Source organism: Pseudohalocynthiibacter aestuariivivens (genome assembly GCF_018457175.1).
GTDB lineage: Bacteria > Pseudomonadota > Alphaproteobacteria > Rhodobacterales > Rhodobacteraceae > Pseudohalocynthiibacter > Pseudohalocynthiibacter aestuariivivens.
This window is the reverse complement of sequence record NZ_JAGFNU010000007.1, coordinates 157805-174234: the sequence shown is the minus strand read 5'-3', so window position 1 is coordinate 174234 and position 16430 is coordinate 157805. Positions and strand designations below refer to the sequence as shown.

The following is a 16430-nucleotide window of genomic DNA, read 5'->3' as shown; positions in this document are numbered from 1 at the left end:
CCTGCATAAAAGCTGATACTCTTGCGCAAGAGAATAAGGCCTGTTAAATCGGCGCGACATAGCCCCAATAGCTCAGTCGGTAGAGCAACTGTTTCGTAAATAGTAGGTCGGCGGTTCAAATCCGTCTTGGGGCACCATTAAACAATAAAAAAGTAACTGATTCAGACCCTCAGACAGCCTATATTAAGCTGGGTTAGCTCGCTATTTTCATAGCCCGCTTTGGTGTTTCGTTAAGTTGGGTGACAGCGTCATAAAGCAACCACTCAACAAGCTCTTCCTTAAAAAGAATTTTCTGCGTGAATTTTTCCGTTTCAAGAATGAACTCAAAAGAAGGCCATGCGCTCCTGAAATCGGGAACTGACAGGTTTGTCTTTGGGTCAAACTTCGCGAAGAATGTCATGACGGACCCGGGTTTAATTGTCGCCGAGTCCCAGCCTAGCTGACCATTCAACGATGCATCAACTTCCTGACCACTTTCACGAGATTTAAAGTAGCACCTCTTAACTTTTATGGGTCTTAACGTCTGGCTCACCGCACTCAGGCCAAGCCCCTCAACTTCCATTGCTCCTTTGGTAACAAAATCGTTTCGGCTTTTGGCAAGGCCACCTTCGATTTCGGTCCAGCTCCGGTAAATTGATTTAATGACCAAGCCTCTGTCAAGAAATTTGACGCGAGAGAGGACAGTATTGCTCCACGGCGAAAAATAGGATTGCAAGGCGCGATACCTCGGATGATACCTTTTTCGAATTCGATACTCCTTCCACAACAGAAAACCAGCAAAGAGCAATACCGCTATGGCAACAATGTTGCTGAGGCCCAATTCGGTCATGATACGGCCCCAAGAATTGAGATCATTTGGCGCGCCCTCAAAACCGAAAAACCCGAAGATTTTCGGGGTCAGGTAAACAGCTATAGCAAGTGCGAGCAGCATTACTTTTGTCATTTCACGGCACCTAACCAAAAGGCGCACTCAGGGATAAAGAACGATTCAATCACCGATAAGTCATTATTATTGAAACGATATTTCAACACCTGCGCTCCTTTGTTCAAAGCAGAAAGGTTGCAATTTCGCCCAAGCTGCATCCACTTCAAATATCGAATATCGCCCGCACCCGTAAAAGACGTGAAAGGATATTGGTGTATGAATTGGTTAATTCTAAGACATCATAGAGATTAATTGTGACATCTGTGTCTATTGCGCGAACAGTTTGTTTGCTCGTGACGCATTGTTTAGGTGATTAAGCGTATTCCGTGCGAGCGGTCTGTTCATGTAGATCATCTTGAGGCACCTGAGCCGTTCACAAAAGCTACACCTTTTCCTCTTCCTCAGCTATCAGAACGGCGTCTTCCGGGGCATCCTCTGCAACCAGTTCTGCGTCTTCTGCGGCCTCATCTTCAGACTTATCCTCGATTGTTCCCACAATCAGCGGCAACATTTCGGTCGACGCGGGCATCGCGATTTCGCCTGATGCCGGAACCTTCCAGCTCAGCGTATCAAAGCTTCCGCAGTTTTCACAAACCGGACCCCAGACAGGGTGAATTGTCTGGCAGTTTTCGCAAACCCATTGTGGGCCGCGCGACACCGTCAACGCGCGCGTCAACAAGCCCCGGACAAGCGCGTCATCTGCGCCTTCGCCCCGTTCGATCGCAGCCATAATTGTCATTGATCTTGCGGTTGGCTCGGTATTATAGAGATCGCCCAGCGCTTTGCGGGCCCCTGGAAAATCTTCCGCTGCAATCATGAGCTCTGCCTGCAGCATCTTGGTTTCGCTATGATCGGGGTGCGTTTTCACCAGTACAGCAAAACGTTTGATGCGTTCCTCCGCTGTTTCATCTGGTGCTATTTCAGCAAAAGCGGCCGCCAAATCCGGATGCGGGGTGACACCCCAGGCTTTCTTGATAACCCGCGTCGCGTATCGCGGTTTATCTTGCTCAATGTATGACCGCGCAGCCATCACAGCCGCCGGTACTAGATCTGGCGACATACGGTTTGCTTCAATCGCGGCTTCCCGGGCTTCGATGGTATTACCTTCCATCAAAATGTCCCGCGCTTCGGACAGGGCAAGCACAGCGTCGCGCCGCTTGTGAACATCGCGGGGCAGTGCACCGTGGCGCAGTTTGGCACCCAGTGTTTTCCGTGCGCCAGACCAATCTTGGTGTTCGGCCTGTAGCTGAAGCAATGTATCCTGCATCTCTTCATGCTTGGGCTTCAGCGCGAAAGCCTTTTCAGCAAGCTTAAGAGCGGTATCGGTATCCCCTTCAGCCAGCTTTTGTTTCAGTATGCCGCGTACACCAACAAAACGTGTACGGTCATCTGCGAGCAAACGCTTGTAAACTTCTTCAGCCTTTTTGTTGTCTCCGGACATCTCGGCGGCTTGCGCACTGATAAGGTTGGTAAGTTCAGGACGGGCAAGATAACGCTCTGCCTTAGCTGCCTTGGACATCGCCTGCCGCCCCTCACCTGACGCCAGCGCAAGCAACCCATCTGCCAGCGCTTCATAGCCTTTGCGCTCGCGATTGCGGTCAAAATATCGCGACATCGCGGTTTCATCGCCATTCAGAAACCTCAGAATAGCGACCAGCAATCCGGTCAGCTTGATCAGCAGCCAGACAAGCAACAGCAACAAAACAGCGGCAATTACCATCTGCAACGGGCCCAGCGTAAATTCCATATCAGCAATCGACAGGCGAAGCCCGCCACCCGTTTCCATCAACGCCCCAAAGCCAAGTGTCAGCGCCGCAACGACAGCAACGAAAATCAGAATTTTTATCAAAGACCAAAGCATCAATTTGTTCCTAGTTGCTGCCGATAGATTCGGTGAGCTTTTCAACTGCGGCCAGCGCCGATTGCCGCGCCATGGCGTTCGCTACCCAATTTGCCAGCGCGTCTTGTCCAACATTTGGAAGCGCCGCAATTTCACTGAGCGACGTTTCGATGTCGCCATCACGCAACGCAGCCTCTGCGCGTGACAGAATGGCGTCGGCGTCATCACCCTCTCTTGGCTCAAGCGAACGTGCGCCAAGCTGGGTGCGCAAAAATGCGGTCAGCCGCGACGTTGTTCCGTCTTCCACACCCAACTGTATCGAAGCTTGAAGCGCTGCCCGCGCCGCATCTGGAAACTGTTCCTGCAAGCCCATCTGGGTTGGTGCCCCGGCCGTGGCGACCGCGCCTAGTTCTGCCGGAATTTCAATATTCCCAACCGATTTCAGATCATTCAGTGCCTCGGCGAAGGGGCCGCCGCTATCAAGCGCTGCCTCAATCCGCGAAACAGCAGCCTGAACAGCGGCCTCTTTAGCAAGGCGCTCTGCGCTTTCGACCTGAGCGGCGGCTGTGCTGGCAATAGTTTGAATCTCTGCGTTCTGCGCTTCGAACATCTCTCGCAGAGCCTGCAATTCCCGTTCATACGCCGCCACCGCCGCGCTGCTTGCCGTTGATCCGCTCACCGGGAGCTTTTCAACCTCGGTTAACCGGACGTCTATTTCAGCCAGTTTCGAAGTAAGATCATCAAGTCCTTGTGTCGTCGCAGCTTGTTCAGCTTCAACCGTGGCCTGCAAATTCGAAATTTGTGACATGATCGCTGAGTCGTCTAAAGCTGCTGCTACCGCGTTTTCTATTTCAGAAAACCGCGCTGTCTGTGCATCAAGTGCTGCTTCAATATCAGCAGACGGGTTTTGTCCCAAAGGTAGATCGACGAATTGGGCTACACCAAATCCTATCGCCGCCGTTGCAGCGCCTCCAAGAAGCATCGGAACAAAACCGCCGCGTTTTTCAGGCACCGCTTCTTTGGGTGTCTCTTCGGGTGCGGGTTGTTCTTCCGGGGTCGGCTGCTCCTGTTCGGGTTCAGCTTCGGGCAGAGATTCGGCGCTGGTTGGCTGATCCGCCTCGACCGCCGCTTCCTCCTCTATGGGTTTAGCGTCGTCAGATTTATCAGCGTCTTCCGTCGATTCATCTTTTCGATCTTCGGATTTTTGTTCTTGAACCTCAGGCTCTACAAGATCAACAGTTTCTATTTTGTCATCCTGCGGTTTATCCGCCTCTGCCTTTTTCTTTGCCGTGGTTCTTGGTTTTCTGGAACTGGCCAACGGACCCTACCCTTTTTCTACAATCACAAATACGGCACCCCGCACGATACCCTGAGACTAGCTTGGTCATCCGGCTCTCTCAAGCGACCTTCATGCGTCTATAAGTCCTGCTATCGCATCAATCATACCTAGCCCCCCTGGATGCGCAGAAACAACGGTTTTCGCCTGAACAGAGCCAGATATTTCAGCTTTTACGGCCTCGCTCAGGGCTACAATTCGCAGCGGTGCAGTAACAGTTTTTACCTGTTTAAAAAATAGCTTCGCACCTTGCGGGGAAAAAAGGGGAAGAATCACCAGGCTTTCACCCAACAAACATTCGTTCGCTTCGTCCGTAAGTTCTGCTGGAACTTGCCGATACAAAATTGCCTCTGTTGTTTGTAGGCCCGCTTTTGTCAGTGTCTGGGCAATATCTCCGCGGGTCTGTCTGCCTCTTAAGTGGAGCAATGGGCCAGCAGGTTTCAGTTCCCTGATCATTCTGATCAGATCTTCTGCGGTTCCGTTCGCGGATATTGATTCATAACCCGCATCACCCGCAACCTTTGCAGTTCTGTCACCGACGCAGAAGGCTGGCCCTTGCAAATGCGGCCAAAGGTTTTTAGCGGCCAGCACCGCGTTTTCGGACGTGAAGATAAAGCCCTCAAATCTTTCGGGCTGGATGTCCGGCGTTTCAGATTTGATCTGAACAACCGGCGAGACAATAATTTTGACTGTATCGCCAAACTCTGACTGGCAAATCGATGCAAAGCGTTCTGCCTGCATTTGGGGCCGCGTCAGCAAAAGTGTTGGTGTGAATTGGGCCAAGTGCCACCTGCCGGGATTGTCTGCGCCTCTCTCTGGTGTTACCTGCCAAAGGAACCCTTCGCAACCGGCGCAGCAATGAACACAACGTTAACTTTCCTTGGGCTAGAGAGCAGCTGCGACGATACAGCCGCTGCCGTTGTGCGTCATACGCCCGGTTCTTGTCCTGAAATACTTTCTTCGGTTGTCATGGGACAGTCTGAGTTACACGCCGATTTCGGCGGTGTCGTTCCAGAGATTGCGGCACGTGCACATGCTGAAAGGCTCGACCTTTGTGTAGAGCAAGCTTTGAAGAAAGCGGCTCTAACATTGCGGGAAATTGATGGAATTGCGGTAACAGCGGGCCCCGGCCTGATTGGTGGGGTTCTCTCTGCTGTAATGTGCGCTAAGGGGCTTAGCATAGGGACAGGCCTGCCAATGGTCGGCATCAATCACCTTGCGGGCCATGCCCTCACGCCCACATTAACCGATGACTTGGAGTTCCCCTACCTGATGCTTTTGGTGTCGGGTGGGCATTGCCAATTTTTAATTGTGCGTGGTGTCGACGACTTTAGCCGGCTTGGCGGAACAATTGATGACGCCCCTGGCGAGGCGTTTGACAAAACCGCTAAACTGCTTGGCTTGGGCCAGCCCGGCGGGCCAGCCGTCGAGGCTTGCGCCATGTCCGGAGATGCGGCGCAAATCCCCCTGCCCCGCCCCCTGCTTGACCGGCCAGATTGCGATATGTCGTTTTCCGGGCTGAAGACTGCGCTGCTTCGCGCCCGGGATCTGCTTGTTGCGAAACATGGCGGCCTGAGAGAGGTTGACCGCGCCAATTTATGTGCTGCCTTTCAACAGGCCGTAACGGATGTTCTGGCAGAAAAATCGCGCCGCGCATTGAAACTCTACTTGTCTGAAAACCCAACCCACCCTGCTTTCGCGGTTGCCGGAGGTGTTGCAGCAAACAAACGAGTTCGCGCTTTATTAGAGACTGTTTCTGCCGAGTTCGACGTACGGTTCACCGCGCCGCCGCTCGCGCTTTGTACTGACAATGCAGCCATGATCGCCTGGGCCGGACTTCAAAGATATCGATCTGGGGCACGCGACGATATGACATTGTCTGCGCGGCCTCGCTGGCCGCTGGATAAAACAAGTCCAAGCATGCTGGGCTCTGGAAAGAAAGGGGCGAAGGCATGAGTGTATCGGTACTTGGTGCGGGCGCTTTCGGAACTGCGCTGGCAATTTCGATTTCGCGCAATGGGAAGCCCGTCACCCTTTGGGCCAGAGACTCAGGCGCGGCCGCATCTATGCAAGACATGCGTGAAAATGCGCGTCGGCTTCCAGGTGTACGGCTGCCAGAGAACCTGCTGGTTATCTCAGACATCCAGATCGCCGCAAATTCCGATACGCTGCTTCTTTGCGTCCCGATGCAGCAACTCTCTGGGTTTTTGGTTTGTCACAAAGACATCCTTGCAAATAAATCACTGGTCGCATGCTGTAAGGGTGTAGATCTTGACAGCCTCTCGGGCGCGACCTCGCTTATTCGACACCACGTTCCTTCTGCGACCGCCGCCATTCTGACCGGGCCAAGCTTTGCGGCTGACATCGCGCGAGGCCTGCCGACGGCCCTGACCCTCGCCTGCAACGACGAAACAGCTGGAAAAGATCTTCAACATGAGATCTCAACAGCAAACTTGCGTCTTTACCGAACCAACGACACGATTGGGGCAGAGCTTGGGGGCGCTCTGAAAAATGTTGTCGCTATAGCCTGCGGGATCGCGATTGGTGCCAATCTTGGAGAAAGTGCGCGCGCAGCCATCATGACGCGGGGGTACGCAGAAATGTTGCGCTTGGCCGCGACACTGGGCGCAAGGTCAGAAACACTGTTGGGGCTTTCAGGCCTTGGTGACCTTGCCCTCACTTGCACATCTGCCCAGTCGCGAAACTATGCCTTTGGTTTGTCACTTGGTTGCGGAGAGGCCTTCGACCAAAATGTAACGGTAGAGGGGGTTGCAACAGCAAAAGCAGTCTCTAATCTCGCAAAAAAACACAAAGTTGAGATGCCCATTGCTGATGTAATCGCAGCAGTGCTTGATCAAAAGTTAACTGTGGAAGAGGCGGTAAAAACGTTATTGTCCCGCCCGTTGAAAGAGGAATGACCAATGCGTGTAGCGCTTATCGTCAAAGACAAACCCGGATCCCTGCAAATCCGGATGGACAACCGTCCTGCCCACCTTGCCTATCTTGAAGAAACCGGTGTTGTAGAACAGGCAGGCCCGTTTCTGGATGCGAATGGTCAGATGTGTGGCTCGCTGATTGTTCTGTCCGTCGACAGCATTGCAAATGCAGCAAAGTGGGCCGAAAATGACCCCTATGCAAAGGCAGGACTTTTTGAGAGCGTAGACCTGCAGGAATGGAAAAGGGTGATTGGCTGATGGCCTACTGGCTGTTTAAATCCGAAGTATCAACCTGGAGTTGGGACCAGCAGGTTGCCAAAGGTGACGCTGGCGAACAATGGGATGGTGTGCGCAACTATCAGGCACGCAACAATATGCGTCGGATGAAAATTGGCGACCTCGGGTTTTTCTATCATTCACAAAAGGAAAAAGAGATTGTCGGAATCGTTGAGGTTTGCGCAGAGTCGCACCCCGATACGACAACCGATGATCTTCGCTGGGATTGCGTGGATATAAAAGCGGTCAAACCGCTTAAGCTGCCAGTCACACTTCAAATGTGTAAGGAAGAGCCGCGCCTTGAAAACATGGTCCTAGTCAACAATACCCGTTTGTCGGTGCAGCCTGTAACGGAAAAAGAATGGAAAACTGTCTGCGGAATGGGTGGCTTAAAAAGCTAGCATTTTCCTGTATTTCAGTCACTATTCCACCATAAATCATAGGAGGACGACATGGGTTTTCTGTCTGTTGTAATAGCTGCAATTGCGTCTTATGCGTTTGGGGCTGTCTGGTATATGGCGCTTGCGAAGCCTTGGATGGCCGCTGCGGGACTTCGAGAGAGCGAGATCAACCGCAAAGATCCAAAACCCTATATCATTAGCTTTGTTTCGGCTCTGATCGTCGCGGGGATGATGCGTCACATCTTTTTCATTTCCGGAATAGACACAGTTGGAACGGGGTTAATGGGCGGTTTCGGACTGGGAATATTCATTGTCAGCCCGTGGATATTGACGAATTACGCCTTTAGCATGCGCCCACGCGCGCTTACACTTATTGATGGAGGCTACGCAACGTTCGGCTGTACAATTATGGGTCTTGTGTTGGTTTTAGTTTGAAATACGGAGGGCCCTGAAACACCAGAACCCTCCGCCACCCCACGTGCTCCCTCAGCACCACACGTGTTCTTCAAAAGGTCCCGGCTGTTCTGGCCATTGATCTGAAACTAGATGCGCTCGGCCATCAAGGCAACAAAATTACTGCAACAAAACTAGTAAAATTAAACTCACCAAAGCACGGTTGCTTATAACGAAAACGCCCGCCAAAAGGCGGGCGCTTGCGTTAATCCCCTCGGCCAATCAGCCGTAGACGGATTCTTTACCGAAATGTTTTGTAAGCATATAGTAGACAACCGCGCGGTATTTGTTGCGCTCTGATTTACCATAGGTTTCGATAACTGCGTTGATTGCGTCCATCAATTGAGGACCATCATTCAGACCGAGTTTCTTGATGAGAAAATTGTTTTTGACTGTATCGAGCTCATGCTCCTGAGATCCAGCTACTGTCGATGCATCCGCATCGTATATTGCCGGGCCGCAACCGATGGTGACTTTGGTTAGCAAATCCATATCAGGTGTAATGCCGCATTTGTTTTTCAAATCATCCGCGTATTGCGCAATAAGATCGTCTCTTTTTCCCATGGGAATCTCCAAACAATAATTTCGGGGCAACCCCCCGCCGCTAGCCCGTAACATCGAGCCGTCCAAATGCAGACTAGAACCATTCGTGAAGATAACAAAGGAAAAGATTGCCGGATAATTCCCCCTAGTTTGCGCAATACGACCGGCGCAAATTGCCGCCATACAACCCAACCAACTCTGGAGGACAAGATGGGACTATGGAACTTTGTGAAGAATGCAGGGAAATCTTTGATTGGCTCTGCCGAAGCGTCAGAAATACAGCCCGAAGAAGCGTTGAAGGCAGAGGTTGAAAAACTTGGCCTGGATACAAACGGGTTCGATATAACCGTTACTGATGGAAAGGTAAAAGTAAGTGGCGGAACGATGTCGACAGAAGAAAAAGAAAAGATTGTTCTGGCTGTTGGCAACGTCGCGGGCATCTCTTCGGTCGAGGCGGACCTAGAAGGGGAATCCGTTTTTCACACCGTTGAAAAAGGTGACACGCTTTGGGCGGTAGCGACGAAGACGCTTGGCGATGGTAATCGCTACAAAGAAATTTTCGAGGCGAATAAGCCGATGCTGAGCCATCCGGACAAAATTTATCCCGGTCAGGTTCTGCGGGTTCCCGGCGGAAAATCTGCTTAAGTTTCACAAAAAAACCCGCGCCAAACTGCGGCGCGGGTTTTTAGTTTTATGGGATCCCGTTAGTAGCGGTAATGCTCTGGCTTATAAGGGCCCTCAACATTCACGCCAATGTAATCAGCCTGTTCTTTTTTCAGCGTCGTCAGCTTCACGCCGATACGGTCCAGATGCAGACGCGCGACTTTTTCGTCCAAATGTTTTGGAAGAATATAAACTTCGTTGTTATATTCGTCGCCTTTGGTCCAAAGTTCGATCTGTGCAAGTACCTGATTTGTAAAACTTGCTGACATCACAAAAGACGGATGTCCCGTTGCATTGCCAAGGTTCAGCAAGCGGCCCTCTGACAATAGAATGATCCGGTTGCCCGAGGGCATTTCGATCATATCGACCTGTTCTTTGATGTTTGTCCACTTGTGGTTCTTAAGTGAAGCGATCTGAATTTCGTTGTCGAAATGGCCGATGTTGCCAACAATCGCCATATCTTTCATCGCGCGCATATGTTCGATACGAATGATGTCTTTGTTTCCGGTCGTCGTAATAAAAATGTCTGCGCTATCAATGACATCTTCCAATACAACCACTTCGAAACCATCCATCGCGGCCTGAAGCGCACAGATCGGGTCAACTTCGGTTACCTTAACGCGCGCGCCAGCCCCGCAAAGAGACGCGGCAGACCCTTTACCAACATCGCCATAGCCGCAGACAACAGCAACTTTGCCAGCCATCATTGTATCTGTCGCGCGACGAATACCGTCGACTAGGCTCTCTTTACAGCCATACTTATTGTCGAATTTCGATTTGGTGACAGAATCGTTTACGTTGATCGCCGGGAAAGGCAAATGGCCTTTTTCCATCATTTGATACAAACGGTGGACGCCTGTGGTGGTTTCTTCTGTCACGCCCTGGATCATGTGGCGTTGTTTGACGAACCAGCCGGGGCTGTCTTTTAGCCGCTTCTTAATCTGGGCAAAAAGGGCGACCTCTTCTTCAGACTCCGGTTTCTCGATAATGTCTGTCTCACCTTCTTCGACCCGTGCACCAAGAAGAATGTAAAGCGTCGCGTCACCACCATCGTCCAGAATCATGTTTGCACCACCCTCTTCGAACGTGAAGATACGGTCTGCGTAGTCCCAGTATTCTTCGAGTGTCTCACCCTTGATCGCAAAAACAGGAGTTCCACCTGCGGCGATAGCGGCGGCGGCGTGGTCTTGAGTTGAAAAGATGTTGCAGGACGCCCAGCGCACATCCGCGCCAAGGACAACAAGCGTTTCGATCAAAACAGCCGTTTGAATGGTCATATGCAATGACCCGGCAATACGTGCGCCTTTAAGTGGTTTGCTGTCGCCATACTCTGTCCGCAAAGCCATTAGGCCCGGCATTTCTGTTTCGGCGATATCCAGTTCTTTGCGGCCGTATTCGGCCAGCGAAATATCTTTTACGATGTAATCCTTTGGCATCCTGCCCACGCTCCTTGCGAATAACTTTCGCGCAGCAGATAGCATTCAGTCGTCGGACCGACAATAGGTTAGCCGAAACTACGTTAGGCGCACCAAAGCGTTGGTTAACTTGGTTGGCCTGCTGGTTCTGGCGTTGGCAGGTCATGAAACCAATCTGTGCCGGCTGCCACGATGCAGCTAACGCCATTTGGGCTGGTTAACATAACTGTAAATGTGCCTGTTTCTGGGGAGGCCCAGACTTCTAGGAGTGTCTGTGCCGATCGTGTCGCCTGAATACCCCCGGCTGTTAGTTGCTCGGAGAATTCTGATTTTAGCCGGTCGACGACCTGGTCGCGCATCGCGCAGGATGTTGCGTGCGCCGGGGGGGCCGTTGCTGCCATGCCGAACAAAAGCCCGGCTGTAAGAAGACGCTTGAACATAGCAAGCTCCTTTCGTTAGTGCTTCGGTTTTGAGGAGGGCACGCCGGGAGGATGACAGTGCCCCCCTCGACTAATAAGATCATGGTCCGTACGTCTGTGTTCAAAACACAAATCTTCACACAAACGGCGGCAGCACGTGATCTATTCGTCTACGCTGAATGAAAAATGCGGCGATAGAGTGGCTTAAAAAGAGGATGTAGCACAATGGCAACACCACCCAGAGCCTGGCAGAGAATGCTTTCAGGTCGCAGGCTAGATCTCCTCGACCCGACCCCAGTTGATATAGAGATCGAGGATATCGCACATGGGTTAGCTTTTGTTGCGCGCTGGAACGGGCAAACACAGGGTGATTTTGCATATTCAGTTGCCGAACACTCCTTGTTGGTTGAACAGATTTACATGCGACTTTCCCCAAATGCCCCAGCAAAGTGGAAACTTGCAGCGCTTCTGCATGATGCGCCCGAGTACGTAATAGGAGACATGATTTCACCTGTGAAAGCTGCCGTGGGTCTTGGGTATAGTTCACTTGATGATCGGCTGACTGCAGCAATTCACCTGCGGTTTGGATTGCCCACCGCGACGCCTATCTCTGTTAAGCGTCAAATAAAAAAAGCTGACAAAATTTCTGCTTGGCTCGAGGCCACCCAGATCGCCGGGTTTACAAAGAAAGAGGCGGACAAGTTTTTTGGCAAACCGCCGCCCGATATGATTGATGGCTTAACGATCCGGCTACGGCCACCGCTTGAGGTTCGCAATGATTATACCGCGAGGCATCGGCTGCTTTTAGCGGAATTGGGCTGAAATAGTGACTTTTCTGTACGGCCCGCCTTTCGTTATGATGCTGTTGGTATGGCAGAAATCCTCAATCAGATCGTTCAGGTTGGCGGAACGACTGCCATGCAAAAACCGACGGCACCTTCGGTCTTGATTGAATGGATGGATGCCCATCAGGGCAGAAACGGCTGGCATGTAGCAGAAACTCCGGAAAAACAAATAGTGGGGTTTCAGTATTTTGAGCCGAATAAGAAGTTGCCTATCGAGGCGTGCGACATCGCGAGCTTTGTTCGGATCGGCGCGGTCAAAATGGGTATCGGCACAGGTTTGTTTGAGGCCACCAAAATCGCGGCGCGTAATGCTGGGTATCGCTGGATCAACGCAACGATCAGGGCTGATAAAAAAGGCGGTCTTGCTTATTATGCATCCCTGGGCTTTGAAATATGGCGCCTTGATTGTGACGTTCCGCTCAGCGACGGTACACTTGTTGACAGGATCAGCAAACGCTTCACGCTTTAGCAGGCGCAGCAGGGAGAGGCCGCGCCTGCTAATTTTTACCAGAGATCCCTAAGCGAGTTAAACTTCTTTCCCAGCCGCTTCTCGGTGCGATTACGTGTCGGAATAAAGCGATCTGCATGCGGCTTTGGATGCTCTGGCACTCTGCAACCACGTTTTACACATGTTGCGGTTAACAGACTGTCTGCTAGAATAGATAACATGTCATTCTCCAATTCGTCGTTTTCATACGTTAGAAATAAAAGCGTTCATCCTATTGTGCTAATCTTAAAAATTTCTATTTTGTAAGCTGAACTATCAGGTAGACTATGGATTGGCGAAATATCCCTTCACTCGCTGCGCTTCGCGCTTTTGAATCCGCAGCGAGGTTAAAGAATTTTAGCGCGGCAGCACGAGAGCTGAATGTGACCCATGCGGCGATTGCGCAGCACGTGCGCGGATTAGAGGCGAGGTTTTCTCAATCTTTGATCGAACGACACGGACGACTGATGGAGCCAACGGAAGCAGGGCGTCGGCTGGCTGACACGTTAAGTGATGGGTTTGGGACGATTGAGGCAGGCATTAAGGACCTGATTTCAGATGCAACAACGCGCCCTCTTACAATTTCCACAACGCCAAGTTTTGCTGAAAACTGGCTTATGCCGCGGCTTGGTGCATTTTGGGCTGATCGTCCGGGCCTTGAAATTTCGATCGTTCCAACGACGAAAGTGCTCGACCTGAAGCGCGGCCAAATCGATTTTGCGATCCGATACGGGGGCGGGAACTGGCCGGGGCATAAGGCAGAGCGGCTTACGCAATCCACTTATGTGATCGCCTGCAGCCCGAAGTTTGCGGAAAAAATCGAATTTGGCGGCCCATCCGATTTATCAAAACACGTCTGGCTGATTGAACAGGGACACCCTGAACAACGACTCTGGGCCGAGGCGCATGGTATAAACCTGAACCAGTCGCAGATCACAACCTTCGCAACCAATACCCTGGTCTTGTCAGCAACACGGCAAGGGTACGGACTGTCGATTCAGGCTTATGCGCTGGTTGAAAGTGATTTGAAAAACGGAACCCTGGTTAGCGTATTTCAGGAAGATTCGGGCGAACTTGGCTACTACATCGTGACGCGCGAAAACCATATGCACCCATCGCTTGCGCCATTTATCGACTGGTTGCGTTGTTGCAGCTAAGATTAGCGTGGGCTTCGTTTCGCCAAAATCCGTTGCAACGTGCGGCGATGCATATTCAGGCGCCGCGCCGTTTCGCTTACATTACGATTGCACAACTCATAAACACGCTGAATGTGTTCCCAGCGAACCCGGTCTGCAGACATTGGGTTTTCTGGTGGTGGTGGCAGGGCATCACCGTTCGCCAACAAGGCGGCCGTTATGTCATTCGCGTCAGCAGGCTTAGAAAGATAATCAGTCGCCCCTATCTTTACGGCTGCAACCGCTGTTGCGATAGCGCCGTATCCAGTCAATACAATAATCCGCGCACCGGGGCGGCGTTCGCGCAGCAATTCAACCACATCCAGGCCGTTGCCATCCTCAAGCCGCAGATCAACGACCGCGTATGCAGGGGGGCGGGCTGTCGCAATCGCCTTACCAGCCGCAACAGACCCGGCCAGTTCTGGCTCAAAGCCACGTTTTTCCATGGCTCGCGCCAGACGGCGCAGAAATGGCTCGTCGTCATCTACGAGAAGCAGAGACTTGTCATCTCCGATCTCAAGTAATTCTCGGTCTGTCATTAAAATACCTTGCGCGCGTTGTCCTAGCGTCCCTTGTATGCGGTTGCGTGCAGCGGGTCAATTTAGCTCGCCGTTTCTACAAAGCAGGTAACGCTTTCCGCCATCTCAGTTGCGGTCATATCACGTGTGTAATACTCAACAACCCCATACTCTGGTAGAGCGAGATAGCTAAACGTTGAGTGGTTTACGAGATAGTATTCCTCGTCGCCCTCTTGTTTCTGATAGTAGGTTTTATAGGCCCGCGACGCTGCTTTGACCTGCTCCACAGTTCCGGTTAATCCGATCATCCGCTCATGCAGGTTGAATGCGAAATCCGCCATCACTTCTGGTGTGTCCCGCTCTGGGTCGATCGAAATCATGACAGGGGTCGCCATTATCCCTTGCTGTTCCAGAAGGTCGACAGCTTCTGCATTGCGCGCAGTATCCGCCGGGCAAATGTCGGGACAAAATGTATAACCAAAATAGACGATGGACGGGCCCGTAATGACTTCTTTGTCTGTTACGGTCTGACCTTGCTGATTGACCAGTGTAAATGGGCCACCAATACTACCTGTACCGCCAGCAATTTGCGATGCCCTGCAGGCCGCAAAAATATCGGCCGCGTTTCGGGCTGTTGCAAACCAAAGGCCCGCCAAAAGCGCGACAATCGCTGTGCCCGCGACAATTGCATAAGTTTTTGCCATTTTTACCCTCTTTACGGTTTTCGTCTGCTGCGCATTGATCACGTCTACGCGCATGACTAACAATTGCACAGATTGATGCAATCACAGTTTGGCGAGCGTATGACAAAAAAAGACACTGCCCTTTTTATCAGCGACGCCAGGAGCGACTGGGTTCGCTTGCGTACGCTTATGGTTTTGCGCTGGGTCGCGATCATTGGTCAGGTCACCGCAATAACCATAGCGTTGCGGTATTACCACCTGCAGCTTGAACTTGGTTTGGTCTTAATGGCCCTGAGCGCGTCTGTTATTGCAAACCTGATTTCAATTTTTGTTTATCCGGAAAATAAGAGGCTGACAGAAACGCAGGCCGTGTTGCTGCTTCTGTTCGATATTTCACAGCTTTCCGCGCTGGTTTTTTTGACCGGCGGGCTGAACAACCCCTTCGCTTTGTTAATCATGGTGCCCGTTACGATTTCGGCAACCGCGCTTCATTTGCGGTCTACGCTATTTCTGGGCTTTATCGCTTTGGGCATGACAACACTTTTGTCGACCTACTATATCCCGCTTCGTACTGAACAGGGGTTCATTCTAAGACTGCCAAATGTTTTCGTCTTTGGGTTTTGGGTGTCGATTGTCATTGGAACAGTTTTTCTGGGCATCTATGCCCGAAGGGTCAGTTCTGAAATCCACAACATGTCCGAGGCTCTTGCCGCAACCCAAACAGCGCTTCTGCGCGAACAAAAATTGACTGACCTTGGAGGGGTGATCGCGGCCACAGCGCACGAGTTGGGGACCCCCCTTGCTACAATAAAGCTGGTCAGCACCGAGATGATTGAAGATTTGTCTGAGTCCCCGGAGCTACGAGAAGATGCAGGGCTGATCCGCGATCAGGCCGACAGGTGCCGCGAGATTCTGCAATCAATGGGCCGTATTGGAAAAGATGATCTGCACATGCGAACAGCGCCCCTTTCAACATTCATAGAAGAGGCAGCAGAGCCACATATTAGCCGCGGCAAAACGGTGCATTTTGCATTTGACCGGGAAGGTGATGGTGGCATGCAGCCAATCGTCTACAGACAGCCAGAAATGATCCACGGTATTCGCAATCTTATTCAGAATGCCGTTGATTTTGCTGAAAAAAATGTATGGGTCGAGGCGCATTGGACCCAAGACCATATTCGCCTGCAAATCATCGATGATGGCGCTGGTTTTCCGCCGCATCTGCTTGGCCGGATCGGTGATCCTTTTGTGCGCAGGCGGCGAAGCGCCGCAGAACGTGCCCAAAGGCCGGAATATGAAGGGATGGGGCTTGGGTTGTTCATAGCCAAAACTCTTCTGGAACGCTCCGGCGCGGATCTAACGTTTGCCAACGGGTCTGATCCTTTTCTGGCTGATGAAGAACGGCCAGAAAAATGCGGCGCAATTGTAGAGGTGAAATGGCCAAGGTTCGGGCATACGCCCGAAGCAACGACGCCGAGGCGTGCGTTGGGTCAAAACCAACCGATCGACGTTTGA

At 51.7% G+C, this 16430-nt stretch carries 19 protein-coding genes and 1 tRNA gene; 11 read left to right on the top strand and 9 right to left on the bottom strand.

Annotated elements, in window-relative coordinates:
- The first annotated feature begins 61 nt into the window (after positions 1-61).
- A tRNA-Thr gene (locus tag J4E70_RS12130) sits at positions 62-137 on the top strand.
- A 56-nt stretch (positions 138-193) separates the two neighbouring features.
- Here J4E70_RS12130 and J4E70_RS12125 read toward each other — a convergent pair.
- The 4 genes from J4E70_RS12125 to J4E70_RS12110 all read right to left on the bottom strand — a co-directional run bounded on the left by J4E70_RS12125 (position 194) and on the right by J4E70_RS12110 (position 4884).
- Positions 194-943, bottom strand: coding sequence for a hypothetical protein (locus J4E70_RS12125; protein ID WP_213889740.1), 750 nt, complete (start codon positions 941-943; stop codon positions 194-196).
- Between the two features lie 364 nt (positions 944-1307).
- Positions 1308-2786, bottom strand: a complete 1479-nt coding sequence (locus J4E70_RS12120) for a heme biosynthesis protein HemY (protein WP_213889738.1) — start codon at positions 2784-2786, stop codon at positions 1308-1310.
- A 10-nt stretch (positions 2787-2796) separates the two neighbouring features.
- On the bottom strand, positions 2797-4083 hold the full coding sequence (locus J4E70_RS12115; protein WP_213889736.1) for a COG4223 family protein: 1287 nt from the start codon (positions 4081-4083) through the stop codon (positions 2797-2799).
- A 90-nt stretch (positions 4084-4173) separates the two neighbouring features.
- Entirely contained in the window at positions 4174-4884 is a 711-nt protein-coding gene (locus J4E70_RS12110; RefSeq protein WP_213889735.1) for a uroporphyrinogen-III synthase, read from the bottom strand.
- A gap of 75 nt (positions 4885-4959) precedes the next feature.
- Here J4E70_RS12110 and tsaD point away from each other — a divergent pair, with 75 nt between their 5' ends.
- Genes tsaD through J4E70_RS12085 form a run of 5 tightly spaced genes read left to right on the top strand, consistent with a single transcriptional unit; the run spans position 4960 to position 8149 of the window.
- Positions 4960-6057 carry a tRNA (adenosine(37)-N6)-threonylcarbamoyltransferase complex transferase subunit TsaD gene (gene tsaD, locus J4E70_RS12105; RefSeq protein ID WP_213889733.1) on the top strand — a complete coding sequence of 366 codons (1098 nt, stop codon included), beginning with the start codon at positions 4960-4962 and terminating at the stop codon, positions 6055-6057.
- Positions 6054-7019, top strand: a complete 966-nt coding sequence (locus tag J4E70_RS12100; RefSeq protein ID WP_213889731.1) for an NAD(P)H-dependent glycerol-3-phosphate dehydrogenase — start codon at positions 6054-6056, stop codon at positions 7017-7019. The genes tsaD and J4E70_RS12100 overlap by 4 nt, the downstream gene beginning before the upstream one ends.
- A 3-nt stretch (positions 7020-7022) precedes the next feature.
- Complete coding sequence (locus tag J4E70_RS12095; protein WP_213889729.1) at positions 7023-7295, top strand: YciI family protein; 273 nt, start codon at positions 7023-7025, stop codon at positions 7293-7295.
- Positions 7295-7714, top strand: a complete 420-nt coding sequence (locus J4E70_RS12090) for an EVE domain-containing protein (RefSeq protein ID WP_213889727.1) — start codon at positions 7295-7297, stop codon at positions 7712-7714. Before J4E70_RS12095 ends, J4E70_RS12090 begins: the two co-directional genes overlap by 1 nt.
- A 51-nt stretch (positions 7715-7765) precedes the next feature.
- Entirely contained in the window at positions 7766-8149 is a 384-nt protein-coding gene (locus tag J4E70_RS12085) for a DUF1761 domain-containing protein (protein WP_213889725.1), read from the top strand.
- A 240-nt stretch (positions 8150-8389) separates the two neighbouring features.
- On the opposite strand, the gene J4E70_RS12080 is transcribed toward J4E70_RS12085, so the two are convergent.
- The gene (locus J4E70_RS12080) at positions 8390-8731 is read right to left on the bottom strand and encodes a DUF2853 family protein (RefSeq protein ID WP_213889723.1); all 342 of its coding nucleotides are present in this window, start codon (positions 8729-8731) and stop codon (positions 8390-8392) included.
- Between the two features lie 189 nt (positions 8732-8920).
- On the opposite strand from J4E70_RS12080, the gene lysM reads away from it, so the two are divergent.
- Positions 8921-9355: a peptidoglycan-binding protein LysM gene (lysM, locus tag J4E70_RS12075; protein ID WP_213889721.1), complete on the top strand. Its 435-nt coding sequence runs from the start codon at positions 8921-8923 to the stop codon at positions 9353-9355.
- 59 nt (positions 9356-9414) lie between these two features.
- On the opposite strand, the gene ahcY is transcribed toward lysM, so the two are convergent.
- Positions 9415-10809 (bottom strand): adenosylhomocysteinase, encoded by a 1395-nt coding sequence (ahcY, locus tag J4E70_RS12070; protein WP_213889719.1) that lies wholly within the window; start codon positions 10807-10809, stop codon positions 9415-9417.
- 104 nt (positions 10810-10913) lie between these two features.
- Positions 10914-11228 (bottom strand): hypothetical protein, encoded by a 315-nt coding sequence (locus tag J4E70_RS12065; RefSeq protein ID WP_213889712.1) that lies wholly within the window; start codon positions 11226-11228, stop codon positions 10914-10916.
- 204 nt (positions 11229-11432) lie between these two features.
- Between J4E70_RS12065 and J4E70_RS12060 the strand changes: the two genes are divergently transcribed.
- The 3 genes from J4E70_RS12060 (at position 11433) to J4E70_RS12050 (ending at position 13696) form a co-directional block, all read left to right on the top strand.
- Complete coding sequence (locus tag J4E70_RS12060; RefSeq protein WP_213889710.1) at positions 11433-12029, top strand: HD domain-containing protein; 597 nt, start codon at positions 11433-11435, stop codon at positions 12027-12029.
- Positions 12030-12077: 48 nt separating this feature from the next.
- Positions 12078-12521: a GNAT family N-acetyltransferase gene (locus tag J4E70_RS12055; RefSeq protein ID WP_213889708.1), complete on the top strand. Its 444-nt coding sequence runs from the start codon at positions 12078-12080 to the stop codon at positions 12519-12521.
- 305 nt (positions 12522-12826) lie between these two features.
- Positions 12827-13696: a LysR family transcriptional regulator gene (locus J4E70_RS12050; RefSeq protein ID WP_213889707.1), complete on the top strand. Its 870-nt coding sequence runs from the start codon at positions 12827-12829 to the stop codon at positions 13694-13696.
- Positions 13697-13698: 2 nt separating this feature from the next.
- On the opposite strand, the gene J4E70_RS12045 is transcribed toward J4E70_RS12050, so the two are convergent.
- Together J4E70_RS12045 and J4E70_RS12040 are read right to left on the bottom strand one after the other, a co-directional pair.
- Entirely contained in the window at positions 13699-14253 is a 555-nt protein-coding gene (locus tag J4E70_RS12045; protein WP_213889706.1) for an ActR/PrrA/RegA family redox response regulator transcription factor, read from the bottom strand.
- A 62-nt stretch (positions 14254-14315) separates the two neighbouring features.
- Positions 14316-14936: an SCO family protein gene (locus tag J4E70_RS12040; protein WP_213889704.1), complete on the bottom strand. Its 621-nt coding sequence runs from the start codon at positions 14934-14936 to the stop codon at positions 14316-14318.
- 99 nt (positions 14937-15035) lie between these two features.
- On the opposite strand from J4E70_RS12040, the gene regB reads away from it, so the two are divergent.
- The gene (regB, locus tag J4E70_RS12035) at positions 15036-16430 is read left to right on the top strand and encodes a sensor histidine kinase RegB (RefSeq protein ID WP_213889702.1); all 1395 of its coding nucleotides are present in this window, start codon (positions 15036-15038) and stop codon (positions 16428-16430) included.